Raw genomic sequence first — 18,727 nt, 5'->3', positions numbered from 1 at the left:
CTCCTATTTTAGCCTTATTCTCGGATCAACTACGGCATAAGTTACATCTGCAATTAAGTTTCCAAACAACGTTAATGCTGCAAGTAAGATATTTATACCCATAAGTAGTGGATAATCGCGTCCACTTACTGCATTAATTGCTATAGGTCCTATACCAGGCCAACCAAAAATTGTCTCTGTAATAAAAGCTCCAGAAAATAATCCAGGAAGCCAAAATCCAAGTAGTGTAATAACAGGAATCATTCCATTTCTAAGAGCATGTCTATATATAACCACCTTTTCCTTAAGGCCTTTAGCTCTAGCAGTTCTTATATAATCCTGCCTTATAACTTCTAACATACTAGACCTTGTGTATCTCATAAGACCTGCAACACTACCTAAAGTAAGTACAATTAATGGAAGTATCATATGACGAGCTACATCTAAAAAATATGAAAGGCCCGTTGCTACATTTCCCGCTGTTGTCATTCCAGTAACTGGCAGTACTCCAAGATCTACAGCGAATATTTTTATAAGAAGCATTCCAAAAAAGAAAGAGGGCATAGAAATCCCTATCAGTGCAAACACGGTGAAAAATGCATCAAATCTTGAGTACTGTTTGGTAGCAGAAACTACCCCGATTGGAATTGAAATTAATACACTTAGTATTAATGATAAGATAGCTAAGTAAAAGCTATTCCATATATATGTGTTCATAACTTTCCCTACTGGTTGTTTAAAGTTAGTAGACTCACCAAAATCCCCATGGAGCACTCCACCTGCCCATCTAAGGTACTGCTGGTCCAATCGTAAATCTAGACCCATTTGGTGTCTTAATTCTTGCTTTCTTTCTGCTGTGAGTCCCTTATCCATTTTACCTGTTAATGCATCCCCTGGTGCTAGCTGCACTATTAAAAATATTACTATAGATACCCCTATTAAAACTGGTATCATTTGCAGCAATCTTCTAGTTATATACTGCCTCATGATAATCCCCCTTTTAAACTATGCTTGGGGTTAGCCAAGCATAGTAAAATATATTAAGATAATTAAATCATCTCCTGCGGAGCAATTGTTATTCCCCATATAGAAGTGGGAAACATTTCTTCTGAGATGTAGTTAAAATTTTATTTAACTATTTAGCCTTAGGAACAACTAATTCTGCCTCTGCAATTTGATAAGTAAACCTAATATATGGAGATAAGCTTATACCTTTAACTCTTGAACTTACAGCCCACATTTCTTTACTTTGATCCAACAAAATATATGGAACATCCTCTGTAAATAGTTTTAACCATTCTCCATATAGTTTCTTTCTTTCGTTTGTATCAGTGGTCTTAAGCGCAGCTGTCATTAATTTTAGACTTTCAGGATTTATCCAGTTCCCTGCATTGAATCCACCTAGCTCTGCTTGTTTCGCTGAAAATATTCCTGATGGATCTGGATCAATACTTAAACTCCAAGACATATTAAACATTTCAAACTTTTGCTCATCATAAACCTTTGTACATAGTGTATTGAATTCCATTAATTCAGGAATAACATCTATTCCTATAGCCTTCCAATTCTCTTTTACTATTGGAATTAACATATCAACGTATTTACTTCCTTTGTAAGTCATCCAGTGAATTTCAAACTTCTTGCCATCCTTATATCTAAAGCCATCATCCTTTTTAAGCCAACCTGCTTCTTCTAATAAAGTATTTGCTTTTGCAGGATCATATGCATATTTGGTTACATCATCAGAATATGCCCAAGAGACTTGCGATACTGGTGAATTACAAACTTCAGCATAGCCTTTATATTTAGCATCTATAAATCCTTTTCTATTGAGTCCATAAATAAGTGCCTTACGTACTTTCACATCTTTTAATTTTTCATCCTTAAGGTTTAAACCCATATATCCATATGAATTTGCTGGATACAATTGCATATTTACAAACCCTGATGTTTTAAGCATTTGAATATTTTCTGGTGAGGTTCCAATTCTATCAATATCTACTTCACCAGCGGATAATGATTGAATGGCAGTCTGAGCATTAGTAACTTTTAGTATTAGCTTATTAATCTTAGCTTCACCCTTCCAATAAGTAGGGTTTTTCTCAAAGTCAGCTTCTTGTCCTGCTTTATATGTTTTAAAAAGGTAAGGACCAGATCCCATTGGTTTTAAGAATAACTCTTTTAATTTTGCTACATTACCCTTTTCAAAAGTGTAATAGCTTTTACACATAATCCCATAACCAAAATCACCACTTAAAGCTGGTGCTTTAACTTCCGTTAAAGTAAAGGAAATTGTATAATCGTCTATAACCTTTATTCCTGTAACCGTTTTAGCATCGCCTTTGTTGTATTCCTTGTACCCAGCTAATTTTTCTACTGCGTCCGCTCTTGGTCCATCATACTTCGGGTCACAAAGAGCTGTATAAGTAAATTCGATATCTTTAGCCTTTAATTCTTCACCATTACTAAATTTAATTCCCTTGTTTATAATGAAAGTATAAGTTTTATTATCCTCTGAAATCTCCCATTTTTTAGCTACAAGACCTGTAGGATTTCCTTGAACATCATTTGACATTAACCCTTCAAACACTAATTCAGTGACATAACTATCATCAATTGTACCTCCATAAATAGGGTTGAATTTTCCTTCTGGTGCTGTAAATCCAATAACTATAGTATCTTTTCTATTTGTTGCTGTTGGTGGTAATTTTTCTGGATTTACTGCAACAATAACCTCTGATGCTTTTAAATCCTTTCCTGCACCCCCAGCACCACTTTTACCGCAAGCCGAAAACAATAATGTCATTGACATAGCTAAACTTAAAAATGCAACAACTTTCCTTTTCAATCATTATTCCCCCTTTAAATTTAATAGAGTCAAATTTTGATACCAATACAATTATATGGTTTTAAAATAATTTAATGTTATTGTCCATCAATTTAAGTAAATTATAGTATATATGTTATAAATTGGCAATATATTTTCTTCGACTTCTATTTTCCTTAGATATTTACATCCTTTTGTAGATTAATAATTCTTTTTGCAATTTTCAGTCTTTATATTGTATAAATATCTATACTACAAAATAAAATTATTACATCATAAATACACTTACCTAATTCATTTACTATCTTTATACAAGCAAAGTTTATAATCTAACCTAATAAATGGTTTCTACGCGTATAGAACATAAAAAAGGCTCACATTTTCAAAGAAAATGATGAGCCTTTTTTATAAAACTTTGAACCTTATATGAATATTATTTTTTCATATTTTTTACAAGTTTTAAACCTTATATAAGTTTTTAAAATAATATGCTACATTAAGGCATTATATATTTAATCACAGTGCCTTGTTTTATTTTTTTCCCATTTATATCCGATACACTATCATTGACTATCAAATAATATGTTTGTCCTTTTTCTAGTTGTTCTATTGGTGTTGCTATTACAGTATTCTTGTTAGCCTCTAATTTCAGTGAAATTCTTTTTCCAGTACTCGCTTCCATAAGTTCAATTCCTTGTGCCTTTATACTATCTTGATCTATGTTCATATTAAAATTAATGGTAAAATGTTTATCTACATCTAAGTCTTTTTTTAAATCACTTAATATTTTATAATTAGAAAAGCCCTGAAAAATATTACTGCTTAACTCATCACTGGTGATTTTCTCCCAACCTACATTAGTTCCACTATAGGAGTTATTTAGTGAACTTTTGCTAAGTATGTAAGTAAATGTAGTCCAATACTCCTCACTTCTAGCCATTTTAAGGTCAATATAAAACTCTTTACCATCTAGATCAATTCTCATATAACCACTTTTGTCTTTAGGCACACTTGCACCACTAAGAAGTAAGTTTGCCACCTTTAATGAATCAACTACATCATCCGCTGCTTTAAAATCTGGAGATATTCCAATCTTATGAATTATATTACCTTGTGGAGAAAAAAATTTTTCCACAGTAAGTTTAAGATAGCTGCCATCAGACAACGGAAACATCTGTTGAGCAACACCTTTTCCATAAGTTGTTGTGCCTACAAACAACGCCTTGTCATAATCCTTAACCGCTGCTGCTAATATCTCCGATGCACTAGCGGAATATTGATTTATCAAAAAAATTATTGGCTTGTCTATAAGTTTATCATGGGCCACTGCTTTATACTTATATTGTACTGAATTTTTATCTTCTATAATAATCGCTGGTTCATTCCCAATAAAATGGCCTGCTATATCTAGTGCCGTGCCCATATATCCACCACCATTATATCTTAGGTCTATAATATAACTTTTAGCTCCCAAATCATTCATTTTAGTTAGGGCTTTCGAAAACAAATCACCAGTATCCTCGCCAAAAGACACAATAGTTATATATGCTACCTTACCTGTTAGCATTTTACACTCTACAGTTGGTGACTTTATTTCTCTACGCTGAATATTAAAATTAAGTACCTCTGTACCTCTATGCACTACTATCTTCACATAAGTACCTGATTCACCCTTTATATATTTTATTGCTTCCTCAGTAGATGTAATTCCAACTAAACTGCTGTTATCTGCTTGTACAATAATATCTCCTGCCACAAGTCCTGCATCTATTGCTGGGGAGTTTTCAATAACCCTGGACACCCTTATTCCTTCTGGCACCAGATCTATTCCGATACCGATTCCACTAAATGTATTGTTAATACTGCCTGTAAATTCTGAGTACTCTTTTTTTGTAAAATAATCAGAATAGGGATCATTAAGTCTCTTAACCATTTCAGTTAGATCTGGTGCATTTAATACGTAATCCGATACTGTATTTACATAATTGCTTTTTATAATATTTTTGCCTTCTTGAAGTACAGTAGGCTGAGCTACTACTTTTGCATATATGGGATTTAAAAATAATAGTATTAATAATATGCTTAATACCTTTTGAAACTTATTAATATTTATAAACGATTGCTTTTTCATACCCTATCTCCCATCAAATAATAATTTTACCTTTGTTATAATACTTATCCATATAATACTTAACTATTTTTATAATCCAATAAATAGTTATAAATCTATAATACTACAATTAAATGTAGGTCGTAAATACAATTTTTTTTAAAAACATTTTTTACTTATATATACAGCGACAAATTATTATTATCAAGGTGAATCGTAATTATAAAATTCTCGTAAGCCTGCCATGATGCATAACAATTAATAATTGTTATGCGCCCTTGAGGAATACCCAGAGGACAGGCTAGCGAACCTGAGGCAGGAAGCCGAATGTGAGCATAGAGAATTTCATATGAGTAAAAGATTAGAATTTCTTAATGGAATTTCTTGTTTCGAGTTCGATTGCAAGGCATGCAAGAGAGATTTCATACTTAACTAAAAAGAGAACTATTTCTAGTTCCCTTTAATATATAACTTATCCTATAAAATTTTCGCTAAAAATTCTTTTGTTCGCTGATTGGTAGGGTTATTAAAAACTTCCTCTGGTGTTCCATCTTCAACAATATATCCATCATCCATAAATAGCACCCTACTTCCCACTTCTTTAGCAAAGCCCATTTCATGTGTCACAACTACCATAGTCATTCCATCCAAGGCTAGTCCCTTCATAACCTCCAGCACTTCTCCTACCATTTCAGGATCTAGAGAAGAGGTTGGCTCATCAAATAGCATTACATCTGGTTTCATAGCAAGTGCTCTAACAATTGCTATTCTTTGTTTTTGCCCCCCTGATAATTGGGATGGGTAACTGCTCGCCTTATCTCGAAGTCCAACCTTGAAAAGCAGGTCCAAAGCTAATTTCTCTGCGTTTTCTTTCGAAAGTTTTTTAACCTTAATAGGTGAAAAAGCTACGTTATCCAATATTGTCATGTGAGGAAACAAATTGAACTCTTGAAAAACCATACCCATCTTCTGTCTTTGGATATCGATATTATTATGCTTACTTATTATTGAAACCTCTTGAAAATATATTTCACCAGAAGTTGGCTGTTCAAGTAAATTCAAACATCTTAAAAAAGTACTTTTACCAGAACCGCTTGGTCCAATAACTACAACAACTTCCCCTTTTTCAACATGAACGTCAATACCCTTAAGCACTTGCAATTTCCCAAAATCTTTCTTTAAGTTACAAACTTTAATCACTGATTTTCAACCTCGCTTCCACACGTTTCATGAATTTAGAAAGTGTAAATGTCATAACAAAATATATAAAAGCTGAAACTAGTAATGGCTCAAAAGGCTTGAATATATTTCCTCTCACCGTGTCTGCATTATAGGATAACTCATGAATTCCTATTACGGAAACTATAGAAGATTCCTTGATAATTACTATAAATTCATTTCCTAGCACTGGTATTATAGTCTTCACAGCTTGTGGAATTATAATATTAATCATAGCCATGTTATAGGACATACCAAGCGACCTAGCCGCCTCCATTTGTCCCTTATTAACAGAATTTATTCCTCCACGAATAATTTCCGCTACATAAGCGGAACTATTTATAGAAAGAGCGATAATTCCCGCTACCATATCTGGCAATTGTACTCCAGCATAAGGCAAGCCATAAAAGATAATATATAGTTGTACCAAAACCGGTGTTCCCCTAATAATCTCAACGTATGTAGATGCTATAGCATTTAAAATCACATTTTTAGATATTTTCATCAATGCAAAAATAGTTCCACCGATAACTCCGAGTAGCACAGAGAAAAACGCAATTATTAATGTAAATTTAGCTCCATTTATAAAAAACATGTAGTACTCACTTAAAAATGAAAAATCCATATAATCCTCTTCTCCAATAATTTATATAATTATTTTTTAATATTCTGCATTTTTATTAGCATCTTCAACTAATTTATCAATAGTTTTATCCTTAATTAATTTAGCAATAGTAGTATTTATTGAATCTACTAAATCTTCATTACCCTTTTTTACTGCTACAGCAGAACCCTCTTCTTTGGTTTTAAGCTCTGCTTTAGATAATGCTAGAGCTTTATTTTGCTTTACATAAGCCTGCGCAACTGGTAATTCAACAATTACAGCATCAACTTTTTTAGTATTTAAAGACAATATAAGATCTGACACTTTACCAAGTGGTTTTATTTCAGAAGTTGATAATTGCTGCTTTGCTAATTGCTCCTGTATTGCACCCTTTTGAACCCCAATTTTCTTACTTTTTAAATCTTTTAAGGATTTAATTGTACCTTCATCTTCACTTCTTATAACAATACATTGAACCGCTGTATAATAAGTTTTAGAAAAATCCACATTCTTTTTTCTAGCTTCTGTAGGAGTCATACCTGCCGCAACAAAATCTATATTTCCAGTTTCTAGTGCAGCCAGTAGGCCATCAAACTTCATATCCTTTATTTCAAGCTTTACGCCTAAGTCCTTTGCTACTTCTTTAGCTATTTCTATATCAAAACCCACAATTGTGTCCTTACCATCAATTGATTTATGAAATTCATAAGGCGGATAATCTGCACTTGTACCAATTACTATTTTACCATTTTCTTTAATTTCAGCCGTCTTTGAAATCTCCGCCGTTGCCTTTCCCTTTGCACACCCAGATAAACTAAAGGCTATTAAAATTGTTATTATCATACTGATTATTTTTTTACTGTTATTGTTTTTCATATGTTACTCCCCCCTATATATATATTACATATATAAGAATACAATATATTGCATAAATATGCAATGTATTTTTTTAATATTTATAAATTATTAACACCCGCAGATCCATAGTCTTTAAGTCTTGTAAACGTTCTTTACCCTTTAGATACATGGTTAATAGACCTTTTATTATTTCTACAATATTTATACATGTATATTAATGCATAAAAAAAATCGTCTTTCGACGATGATTTAATTGCATTCTATAATGAATTTATTTTTATTTTTTATCCCTAGTTAAAAGCGGATTACTAATTTTCTTTTGTTTAGCTAAACTAATTTGATATTCTATCAGTTTGTTTTGCAAATCAATTATTTTGTATTTATAAGATTGAAGTTTAAATCTCATTTCTTTATTTTCTACCTTTACTTTTCTATTTTCTTCAATATATATTTTAGGAGATGATTGCATAGTTTCTAACTCTTGTCGCATCTTTATATTTTCTTGTTCTAAGGTTTTTACATATTCACCATTTTCTACGTTTTTACATTTAGTAAGTAATTCTTGGTTATATGCTTCCATATTATTTAGCTGTTTTTTATAATCTTCTAATTGCTTAATTGATTCCTTATCATGTTTTTCTAGAAGTTCACTCTTATCTGAAAGTTCCTTGCAAAGTGAATGGCTTTTAAACATATCATCACCTAAATTTAAGGCAGTCAAAATTGCTGCTGAGGAAGTGCTAAGCTTTTCATTGTTTTCTATTATATTCTTTATTTTCTTATCAACATAACTAGCTACCATATGTAAATATTCTTCTTTTTCATTGCCTTTTAAATTATACTCATTACCATTTATCTTTATTGTTACAATGTTCATCTAAAACACCCTCTTAGACAGATTAGTTGTATTCATTGTACCACAATATATGTTTTAATAAAACCAATATTTTCAAATTTAGTATGCAAATAAAACAATTTACATACTAGCCATTATTTTATGCTTTCATGAACGAATAAAACCCCCTTATTTCTAAGGGAGTTCTAATTTGAATGTGCCTTATCTAAGTTCAGCACCTAATTTATGTTCTAATGATCTTAATATTTTTTCGTGCACCTTGTTTACTTCTTCGTCTGTTAAAGTCTTATCTTCTTTTCTATATACTATAGCATAGGCTATACTTTTCTTTCCATCTGCTATTTGTTTGCCTTTATACACATCGAACAATTTAGCACTTTCTAGAATATTACTACCTTGTTTTACAATAATATCTTCAATATCTTGAACTAAAACTTCCTCATCAACTATGAGTGCAATATCCCTTGTTACAGCTGGGAATTTTGGAATCGCACTATATTTCTTATTAAAATCAGCATACTTATATAATACATCTAAATTTAGTTCTGCAATATAACATCTTTGTTCCACCTCATAATTCTCTGAAACACCGGGATGAATTTCTCCAACTGTGCCTACAAGTTCTCTCTTTACAAATAGATTAGAGGTTTTTCCAGGATGATACGTTGGATTTTCATTTTCTCTTTTAAATGAAGTGTTTTTTATTCCTAAAATATCTAATACATTTTCTACTACACCTTTTAAATCCAAATAATCAACATTTCCATACATTCCTATGGTTAATATATTTCTCTCTTCTGGAAGTTTCTGCGCATCTTCATTTGGTATATAGACTTTACCTATTTCAAATAATCTAGCTTCTTCATTATTTCTCGAATAATTTCGTCCTAAACATTCCATCATAGATGCTACCATTGTAGTTCTCATTATACTAAAATCTTCACCTAGTGGATTTTTTATAGTAACTACTTTTCTAAGCTTACTATCGCTAGGAACTAAAATTTTATTGAATATCTTAGGGCTTACAAAGGAATAGCTTATGGATTGATTAAGAGCGCTACTAGTTAAAGCCTCCACTACTTTATCTTCAAATTTTTGCTTTTCACTTTTTCCACTCTTTGTTGCCGTACAATTAGGTATAGTAGATGGTATATTATCATAACCAAATATCCTAGCTACTTCTTCTGCTACGTCTTCTCTGATGTTTATATCAGATCTATTTGTAGGTACTAGTATAACTAGTGCATCACCTTGTATTTCTGTAGAGAGTTCTAATCTATCAAGGTACATTTTCATATTACCCTTAGATATATCAGTTCCTAAAAAACTATTAATCCAACTTGAATCAACTTCTAAAGTATGAGGAATAAGTTGTTTAGGATATACATCTATACATCCTTCCATTATTTCACCTGCACCTAATTCTTGTATTAAATGACAAGCCCTATCTATTGCCATCTCAGCCATATTAGGATCTAAATCTTTTTCATATCTTGAAGATGCATCAGTTCTTAACGATAATTTTTTAGAAGATAATCTTATATTAACGCCCTCAAAGTTTGCACTCTCAAATATTATTCTGCTGGTATCTTCTCTAATTTCAGAATTTAGGCCTCCCATTATACCCGCTATAGCTATAGCTCTATCCCCATCTTTTATATTTAAAATACACTCGTCTAAATCTCTCTCTACTTTATCCAAGGTAATAAATTTTTCTAGTGGCTTAGATCTTTCAATAGTTATATTATTAGTCTTAATTTGCCTAGCATCAAAAGCATGCATAGGTTGACCAATCTCTATCATAACAAAGTTTGTAATATCAACTATGTTATTTATAGGTCTTATTTCTGCTTCTAAGAGCCTTTCTTGCATCCATTGTGGAGAAGGTTCTATTTTTATATTTTTTACACCCTTTAACATGTATCTTCTGCAAAGTTCATCTTTAATATGAACCTTATAAATATCTTCCACGTTTTCACCTGGGGTAGCTTTATAGTCTAGTGCTGGTTTTCTATACTGAGTACCTAGTGTTGCAGCTGTTTCTCTAGCTATGCCTAGGACACTTAAGCAGTCTGGTCTATTAGAAGTTATCTCAAAATCTATTACTGCGCTTTGAAGCTTCAAAACTTCTTTTATGTCTTTTCCAACTATAGTATCAGCAGGCAGTATCATTAGCCCATGAACAGGTTCATCTCCTGCGATTCCAAGTTCTTCCTCAGAGCAAAACATACCATTTGAAAGTATTCCACGAAGCTTGCCTTTTTTTATTTTTAAACCTCCATGTAAACTTGATCCGTGAAGCGCTACCGGTACAATGTCCTGCTCCTTCATATTAGTAGCTGCTGTAACAATTTGTGTTGGAACGTCCAGTCCTATATCAACTTGACATACAACTAATTTATCAGCATCTGGATGTTTTACTATTTCTATTATTTTGCCTGTAACAACATTTTCAATTTCAGCACCTGATATAATAACCTCTTCTACGTTTGAACCAGACATCGTTAAAATGCCCCCAAGCTCCTTTGGTGAAATATCTATATCTACATAATCTTTAAGCCATTTAACTGGAATTTTCATTTTATATCCTCCTAGCATACACGCAGTACAAAACAATTATCCATTGTTTGTCTCCTGTACTTCTTATAACAGTCAATTATTAATTTTCATTTTAAAATTGTTTTAAAAATCTCATATCACTTTCATAAAGTGCTCTAATATCATCTATTCCGTATTTTAGCATTGTGATTCTATCAAGGCCAAATCCAAAAGCAAACCCACTGTAGACTTCCGGATCTATTCCACAATTTTGAAGAACCTTAGGATGAACCATTCCACAGCCCAAAATCTCTATCCATCCGCTACCTTTACAAACCTTACAGCCTTCACCATTACATACAAAACAAGTAGCATCCATCTCAGCGGATGGTTCCGTAAACGGAAAATGATGTGGTCTAAACTTAGTTTTAATTTTGTCTCCAAACATTTTTTGAGTAAATAGCTCTAAGGTTCCTTTTAAATCAGCAAAGGTAATGCCTTTATCTACTATCAATCCCTCAATTTGATAAAATATTGGTGAATGAGTGGCATCTGCAGCATCAGATCTATAAACTTTACCTGGTGCAATCATTTTTATAGGCGGTTTCTGAATTTCCATAGTTCTTATTTGTATTCCTGATGTTTGGGTTCTTAAAACCATACTATCATTTATATAAAAAGTATCTTGTTCACCTCTTGCAGGATGATCTTTAGGTATGTTTAGTGCCTCAAAATTATAATAATCTGTCTCTACCTCAGGGCCCTCTTCAATAGCAAATCCCATAGATAGGAATATATCATTAATTTTTTCAAGTGTTAAATCTAATGGATGTCTTTTTCCTACTGTTTGTTTTTTACCCGGCATAGATATATCTATAACTTCACTTTTTAACTTTTGTTCACTTTCTTTGTTTTTTATTAAATCTGAGGCTTTTGTTATAAGAATTTCTATGTCGCCCCTAACTTCATTTGCTAACTTACCAACTATTGGCCTTTCTTCATTTGAGAGCTGTCCCATACCCCTTAATATTTGTGTAAGTTCTCCTTTTTTTCCTAAATACTTAACTCTTATATTTTCTATTTCTGTTTTAATGACAGACTCTTTTAATTCTTGTAGAGCTGCAGCTTTTATAGCTTCTAACTTTTCCTTCATAATGAATTCTCCCTTCATATTTATGTAATTTTCGTATTTCTTTATAAAACAAAAAAAACCGTCCCCAACGAAGGGACGGAAAATCCGCGGTACCACCCTAATTGACTGAAATAACAGTCCTCTTAGATAAATTTATCGATTCTACCCGCTAACAGCTACTTTATTTCACTATTAGAACTCAGGAGTGAACTTCGATATAAAAATTTCTTATGAAGCTCTCAGTCTAAGGCTTCTTATCCCTGTAAGTATTTTTATATTTACTTTCTCCGTCACAGTTAATTGCTATTCATTAATTTATTAAAGTATACCTATCAGTATAACCAAAGCTACAAAAAAATTCAACTATAAGTTTGTGACTTCTATATTTTTTTTTGTCTTACTACTTCATACATCATAATCGATGCAGCAACTGCAGCATTTAAAGACTCCGCACCACCAGGCATAGGGATCTTGATTTTCAAATCACATAGTGCATAAACTTCTGCGCTTATTCCATTACCTTCATTTCCAACTGATATAATAACTTTTCCTTTTAAATCTACATCATAGAAATTCTTTTCAGTATCCAGTGAGCTAGCAACTAGTTTAAATCCACTATCCCTAAGTTTTTGCACTCTGGATAAATCACTATCGCATATAACGGGTATTTTAAAAATAGAACCCATGGTGGCTCTTAAAGTTTTTTCATTATAAATATCCACAGTTCCTTTTGTAATTAAAACCCCTAATGCTCCTGCCGCATGAGCTGTTCTAATTATGGTCCCCATATTGCCCGGGTCTTGTATCTTATCCGCGAGTATATAGAACCCATGGTCATATTTAATCTCTACAGGTTTGTTTCTAACCACAGCCATAATACCTTGTGGATGCTCTGTATCACAAATACTTTTAAATAAACTATCATTAACACCATAAACCTTAGTGTTTTTCTGAAGCTTATTTTTCAAAGAGGAGTCTTCATATTTAAACTCACCTCTAGCACTTATAAATATATGTATCACTTCAAAATCTGACTCTAAGGCCTCTTCTACAAATCTAAAGCCCTCAACTAAAAACATATCACTACTTATTCTATGTTTTTTTTCTTTTAACTTCTTAATATCTTTAATCAATAAATTATCTTTACTTAGAATATATTCCAAATTAAATACTCCTTACTTAACTAAACTTTCTAATTTATTTAATTCTTCAATGCTACCTATAGCAACAATAATATCGCCTGATTCAACAATATTATCCGCTGACGGAGAAACATCGATATCATTGTTTCTTTTTATAGCCATTACATTTATGCCATATTGAGCTCTTATGTTTAATTCTCTCAGGGTCTTATTATGCCACTCTTCTGGACTAACAACTTCGGCTATACTATAATCAGGAGATAATTCTATATAATCTAATATATTTGATGATACTAAATTATGAGCAACACGAACACCCATATCTCTTTCCGGAAAAACTACTCTATTTGCACCTATTTTATATAACACTTTAGCATGTAACGCATTGGTAGCTTTTGTAATTACATACTTTACTCCCAGTTCCTTAACTAAAAGTGTTGCCAAAATACTAGACTGAATATTAGTACCTATACTGATAACTGCACAATCAAAATTACGAATACCAAGAGCTCTTAAGCTATTTTCATCATTTGCATCAACTTGAACTGCATGAGTCACTTTATCTGAAATATTTTGAACTACCTCTTCATCAAAATCAACTGCTAATACATCATTTCCTAAGGAATATAGTGTTTCAGCAACTGAGGTTCCAAATCTTCCAAGACCTATAACAATAAACTGTCTTTTACTCATTAACCCCACCCCTATCCAATTAAAATTTTGTCTTCTGGGTATTTTATAGTTCCAGATTTAGCCCTTTTATTTTTAGCTAATGCTAGTATTATGGTAAGCGGTCCTACTCTCCCCGCATACATGGTAAGTGCAATTACTATTTTCCCCACAAATGTTAATTTCGTAGTTAACCCGAGTGTTAACCCAACTGTAGCAAATGCCGAAGTAGCTTCATACAAAAAGTATTCAAAAGGAATGCCCCGCTGCTCTGTAATAGATAATATCATTGTAACAGCTATAACAAGTACTAAGCCAAGTACTGTTATTACTAAAGATTTATACACGGTTTCCTTGTTTATGCGCTTTTGAAATATTTCGGTATCCTCCCGTCCACGAACCATAGACACTACAGTCATAAAAAGCACAACCGCAGTAGCAGTCTTTATTCCACCTGCCGTTGAACCAGGAGACCCACCAATAAACATTAAGATTATTGTGAGAAAATTCCCCGCTGGAGTCATTTTATCCAATGGAATAGAGTTAAATCCAGCCGTTCTAGGAGAAACTGATGCAAAGATTGAAGATAAAATTTTGCCTTTAATAGACATTCCTTGCATAGTGTAAGGATTGTTCATTTCAAAAAGGAACATAAATATTGCACCGCCAAAAATTAACACTAGTGTAGTATAAATAATTATTCTAGAGTGTAATGACAATCTTTTAGTACCTTTAGAATTATATATTTCTACCCAAACATAAAATCCTAACCCACCTATTGCGATTAATGATGCAATTGTCAATATTACTACAGAATTATTAGCATAAGCAGTAACACTTTTGAAATTTCCCATCAAATCAAACCCAGCATTGCAGAAAGCAGAAACAGCATGAAATACACTATAATAAATTCCTTTGGCGATTCCAAATTGAGGAATAAATTGTGTTGAGAATAATACCGCGCCTACTCCTTCAACAGAAAATGTAAATATCAATACATATTTCACCATTTTGACTAACCCTTGTAGCGAATTTACGTTCATAGCTTCCTGCATTATTAGTCTTTCCTTTAGTGTTATTCTCTTACCTAAAAAGAAAAAAACAAGTGTACCTACAGTCATAAATCCAAGCCCGCCCGTTTCTATAAGTAACATAATTACTGTTTTGCCAAAATATGTCCAATGCGTCCCAGTATCCACAGTTACTAGTCCTGTAACACACACAGCAGAAGTAGATGTAAATATACAATCTATAAATGGTGTAACCTTACCACTTTGAGAAGCTATAGGTAAACTGAGCAATATTGCACCTGTGAATATCACTATAGCAAACCCTAATGCGAGTATCTGAACAGGAGTATATATATTTTTCCTTTTAAGCGCTTTAATACCTAATTCCAAATTAATCACCTCTAAATTTCACCAATAATGTTATATTACATTGCTATATTATACCACTTAAAATATTATTTACTATATGTTTTCCAAAACTGCAATAAAAAATGTAGCCTAAAGGCTACATTCATAAATAATTTTAAGCTTTTAATTGTTTTTTTGCAACTTCTACTAAATCAGCAAAAGCTTTTGGATCATGTATAGCTATTTCTGAAAGCATTTTTCTGTTAATATCTATGCCTGCAAGTTTCATTCCGTTCATAAATCTTGAATATGAAAGGTCACTCAATCTTGAAGCAGCATTGATTCTAGCAATCCAAAGTTTTCTGAAATCTCTTTTCTTTAATTTTCTTCCAATGTAACCATTTCTAAGTGCCCTTATTACTGATTCATTAGCTGTTTTAAATAACTTACTTTTTCCACCATAATAGCCTTTTGCAAGCTTTAATATCTTTTTATGTTTTTTACGTGAGTTAATTGCTCTCTTAATCCTTGCCATTTAATATACCTCCTAAGCACCATTCAATTATAAGTATGGTAACAATTTCTTCATTGATTTTATTTGAGTTGTTGAAACATATGCAGTTTTTCTAAGATTTCTTTTTCTTTTTGGGCTTTTCTTTGTTAATATATGGCTTGTGAAAGCTTTCGCTCTTTTTAACTTTCCTGTACCTGTTTTCTTAAATCTTTTTGCTGCGCCTCTATGTGTTTTCATTTTAGGCATAATAAAATTCCTCCTCTCGGTTATGCTCTTTTAGGAGCTAAAATCATTATCATATTTCTTCCCTCTTGCCTCGCTGGTTTTTCAACAATATAAACATCACCGATTTTTTCTACAAAAGATTTTAATATCTTATGTCCTACTTTAGAGTTTTCAATTTCTCTTCCTCTAAATCTTACAGTTATTTTAACCTTATCTTCATCTAACAAGAACTTTTTCGCATTACTAGCCTTAATTGCAATATCATGATCTTCTATAGTTGCACTTAATCGTATTTCTTTAAGATTTACAACCTTTTGCTTCTTTTTAGCTTCTTTTTCTTTTTTCTGTTGTTCATAGATAAACTTACCGAAATCCATTATTCTACATACTGGTGGTTTTGCTGTAGGTGACATCATAACTAAATCCATGTCTTTTTCTTCTGCAAGCTTTAACGCATCTTTAGTATTCAAAACACCTAATGGAGAACCATCGAATCCTATGACTCTTATTTCTGCATGTCTTATTTCTTCATTCATCATGAAATCTTTGTTTTTACTAATAATTTTCACCTCCTAGGCATATTTAGAAACTTTTTTTATTCAAATAACAAAAAGGACGACAAATGCCGTCCTTAATAGTAACAAATTTAAATTACTAATTAACCTAACTAGCATAACTGTTAGGTGAGAAACGGCTGTTTCTTCTTGTAAAACATAATTATATTATATTAAAACATATTAGATTAATATATTTTTTTATATTTTCATTCACAACAATTAAAACTATACTATTTAAACCACTGTTTGTCAACACTTTTTCATTTTATTTTTTATATTTTTTTAATATTGCACAACTACCAGACCTCAATTCCTTTTTTAATTTTTTCGCAGACTGCACACTCATCACAATAATAAACCTTATTTTCAAATACTTTGCTTATAGTTTGTATCAATTCTTTATTTTTACAATTCTCTACGCAGTGTATAATTATTTTCTTAGGGGCGGTAGTTATCATGGTACTAATTATAAGTTCTTCTTTATTTTCTTTTAAATCAAATTGAACTTTTGGTAACTCCATTTGCATATTTCCTACTAAATCATTTCCATCTTCATCTTTTAAATAATAATCTCCATTTTTTTCAATGAGAATATTAAGCTCATCTACCTTACTCTCCTGAACTTCAACAAAGTATTTCAATAATTTTATAAACTCATTATATTCTTTTTCTACCATATACTCTTCTACAACTTTGTCAACTATACATTCTAAATCCGCCCTTAGCTCTTTTGTCCTAAATGTTAAAAATCCACTTATATTAATTTCATTATTTTCTTCGATACATTTAGTTATCTTATCCATAATAATGTTTTTCCTGTTTATACAATATACCATGCTGGGACCGGATATTGCGCCTTCACTAAGCAAGGCTTCTTGTATCTTAGGTTTAATTCGTTTTATTTCCTCATATGGCAGAAAAAAATAAGTTTCAGCTAAAAAATTATTCATTTCTTTTTTACAAAATTCCATTGTTACTATTTTGTATAACATATTGGCAACATTCAAATTAAATGTTTTTATACTACTATAGCTTAAGTTATCATCACCGCAAAAAAATTTTATGAAGTGAGTATCGTCTATTATACTTTCGACTATCCCTAAAATCATTTTTTTATGTTCAAAACACTTTTTAATGTCTTTGATTTCATCAATAATGCACTCCATACTGCTATTATATACAACAGTTAATAAAAGCATTTCGCACACTCCCTTCTCATATAGTAGTATGTGCGTAAAATTAATGGATATGCAAAATACATTAAACAATTATCGACATATTGCAATGTGTAATAGTTGTGTGTTATAAAGTAAACTATACGAATAAAAAAATATACATGAAATAGGAGTATGGCATGAAAAATCTTATTGTTGATTTTAGAATTCATAATGAAGAAAGTGAATATTTACTCTCCCTAGGGTATAACTTACTTATTTGCCCACCTAGCAAGGACTTATATAAGGTTGAATCTGGCCATCCTGATATGTTGATGCATATTGCTGGCGATAGCATTATAGTGCATAAGGATATGAATGGCGAATTTATAAACACCTTAACTTCATTAAATTACAAAGTTTATAAATCAAATTCAACTTTGCAAACTAAATACCCAAATAATATATGTCTCAATGCATTGAGCATAGGAAATCTCTTTATTCACTCAATAAATTTTACTGATACTAATCTTTTGTCACTTATAGCAAACAAAAAATTAATTAATGTGAGGCAGGGTTACACAAAATGTTCTACTTGTATAGTAAATAATCATGCGATCATTACTAGTGATACTTCTATTGCTAAATCTTTAATTCTTGAAAAAATCGATGTTTTATTAATTCCTCCTGGGGATATTCTTCTTCCTGGCCTTGACTACGGTTTTATTGGTGGTGCAACGGGACTTATTGAAGAAGGGGTCTTAGCTTTTTATGGCAGCTTAGATCATTATTTATATGGAAATGAAATATTGAAATTTTTAAATAAGCATAAGGTAGAACCTGTGTATTTAAGAGATGGAAAACTAATTGATAGAGGTAGTATTTTTAGAATTTAGGAAATTGCTATTCTAATCTAATCTAAACGTTTTTTCTTATAAGATGCTATAACTAAAAGTATATATTGCTTAAAATGCGTTCACTGCGCC

Annotated in this window: 17 protein-coding genes and 2 other annotated features; of the genes, 1 reads left to right on the top strand and 16 read right to left on the bottom strand. The window is 31.7% G+C overall.

The genetic code is table 11. The features are described from left to right. Positions 1-3 precede the first annotated feature (3 nt). The 16 genes from KPL51_RS10105 to ytxC form a co-directional block, all read right to left on the bottom strand. Positions 4-966 (bottom strand): ABC transporter permease, encoded by a 963-nt coding sequence (locus tag KPL51_RS10105; RefSeq protein ID WP_216160418.1) that lies wholly within the window; start codon positions 964-966, stop codon positions 4-6. Between the two features lie 148 nt (positions 967-1,114). Beyond that, positions 1,115-2,827, bottom strand: coding sequence for an ABC transporter substrate-binding protein (locus tag KPL51_RS10100; protein WP_224854061.1), 1,713 nt, complete (start codon positions 2,825-2,827; stop codon positions 1,115-1,117). Between the two features lie 475 nt (positions 2,828-3,302). Beyond that, positions 3,303-4,937 carry a S41 family peptidase gene (locus KPL51_RS10095; protein ID WP_216160415.1) on the bottom strand — a complete coding sequence of 545 codons (1,635 nt, stop codon included), beginning with the start codon at positions 4,935-4,937 and terminating at the stop codon, positions 3,303-3,305. 456 nt (positions 4,938-5,393) lie between these two features. Then, the gene (locus tag KPL51_RS10090; RefSeq protein WP_216160412.1) at positions 5,394-6,116 is read right to left on the bottom strand and encodes an amino acid ABC transporter ATP-binding protein; all 723 of its coding nucleotides are present in this window, start codon (positions 6,114-6,116) and stop codon (positions 5,394-5,396) included. After that, a complete protein-coding gene (locus tag KPL51_RS10085) occupies positions 6,109-6,759 on the bottom strand; it encodes an amino acid ABC transporter permease (protein WP_216160409.1) in 651 nt (216 codons plus the stop codon). Before KPL51_RS10085 ends, KPL51_RS10090 begins: the two co-directional genes overlap by 8 nt. Before the next feature lie 36 nt (positions 6,760-6,795). Next, positions 6,796-7,614, bottom strand: coding sequence for a transporter substrate-binding domain-containing protein (locus tag KPL51_RS10080; RefSeq protein ID WP_216160405.1), 819 nt, complete (start codon positions 7,612-7,614; stop codon positions 6,796-6,798). Positions 7,615-7,873: 259 nt separating this feature from the next. After that, positions 7,874-8,473 carry a cell division protein ZapA gene (locus KPL51_RS10075; protein ID WP_216160402.1) on the bottom strand — a complete coding sequence of 200 codons (600 nt, stop codon included), beginning with the start codon at positions 8,471-8,473 and terminating at the stop codon, positions 7,874-7,876. 180 nt (positions 8,474-8,653) lie between these two features. Continuing rightward, positions 8,654-11,032, bottom strand: a complete 2,379-nt coding sequence (pheT, locus tag KPL51_RS10070; protein WP_216160399.1) for a phenylalanine--tRNA ligase subunit beta — start codon at positions 11,030-11,032, stop codon at positions 8,654-8,656. A 91-nt stretch (positions 11,033-11,123) separates the two neighbouring features. Next, positions 11,124-12,143: a phenylalanine--tRNA ligase subunit alpha gene (gene pheS, locus KPL51_RS10065; protein ID WP_216160395.1), complete on the bottom strand. Its 1,020-nt coding sequence runs from the start codon at positions 12,141-12,143 to the stop codon at positions 11,124-11,126. 68 nt (positions 12,144-12,211) lie between these two features. Next, positions 12,212-12,425: a binding site (T-box leader), on the bottom strand. A 77-nt stretch (positions 12,426-12,502) separates the two neighbouring features. Next, positions 12,503-13,285, bottom strand: a complete 783-nt coding sequence (locus KPL51_RS10060; RefSeq protein WP_216160391.1) for a TrmH family RNA methyltransferase — start codon at positions 13,283-13,285, stop codon at positions 12,503-12,505. Between the two features lie 12 nt (positions 13,286-13,297). Then, positions 13,298-13,957, bottom strand: coding sequence for a potassium channel family protein (locus tag KPL51_RS10055; RefSeq protein WP_216160388.1), 660 nt, complete (start codon positions 13,955-13,957; stop codon positions 13,298-13,300). Between the two features lie 11 nt (positions 13,958-13,968). Further along, positions 13,969-15,321: a TrkH family potassium uptake protein gene (locus KPL51_RS10050; protein WP_376770083.1), complete on the bottom strand. Its 1,353-nt coding sequence runs from the start codon at positions 15,319-15,321 to the stop codon at positions 13,969-13,971. A 145-nt stretch (positions 15,322-15,466) separates the two neighbouring features. Further along, positions 15,467-15,826: a 50S ribosomal protein L20 gene (gene rplT, locus KPL51_RS10045; protein WP_216160383.1), complete on the bottom strand. Its 360-nt coding sequence runs from the start codon at positions 15,824-15,826 to the stop codon at positions 15,467-15,469. A 27-nt stretch (positions 15,827-15,853) separates the two neighbouring features. Continuing rightward, on the bottom strand, positions 15,854-16,051 hold the full coding sequence (gene rpmI, locus KPL51_RS10040) for a 50S ribosomal protein L35 (protein WP_165414228.1): 198 nt from the start codon (positions 16,049-16,051) through the stop codon (positions 15,854-15,856). Between the two features lie 20 nt (positions 16,052-16,071). Beyond that, entirely contained in the window at positions 16,072-16,599 is a 528-nt protein-coding gene (gene infC, locus KPL51_RS10035; RefSeq protein ID WP_216160380.1) for a translation initiation factor IF-3, read from the bottom strand. Positions 16,600-16,631: 32 nt separating this feature from the next. Then, positions 16,632-16,742, bottom strand: a sequence feature (ribosomal protein L20 leader region). Positions 16,743-16,883: 141 nt separating this feature from the next. Beyond that, entirely contained in the window at positions 16,884-17,786 is a 903-nt protein-coding gene (ytxC, locus tag KPL51_RS10030) for a putative sporulation protein YtxC (RefSeq protein WP_216160377.1), read from the bottom strand. Between the two features lie 155 nt (positions 17,787-17,941). Between ytxC and KPL51_RS10025 the strand changes: the two genes are divergently transcribed. Continuing rightward, the gene (locus KPL51_RS10025; protein ID WP_216160374.1) at positions 17,942-18,637 is read left to right on the top strand and encodes a DUF6873 family GME fold protein; all 696 of its coding nucleotides are present in this window, start codon (positions 17,942-17,944) and stop codon (positions 18,635-18,637) included. Positions 18,638-18,727 lie beyond the last annotated feature (90 nt).

It is taken from the genome of Clostridium bowmanii (genome assembly GCF_018861315.1).
GTDB lineage: Bacteria > Bacillota > Clostridia > Clostridiales > Clostridiaceae > Clostridium_AD > Clostridium_AD bowmanii.
The sequence above is the reverse complement of the archived record's forward strand: the minus strand, read 5'-3'. Positions and strand labels throughout refer to the sequence as shown.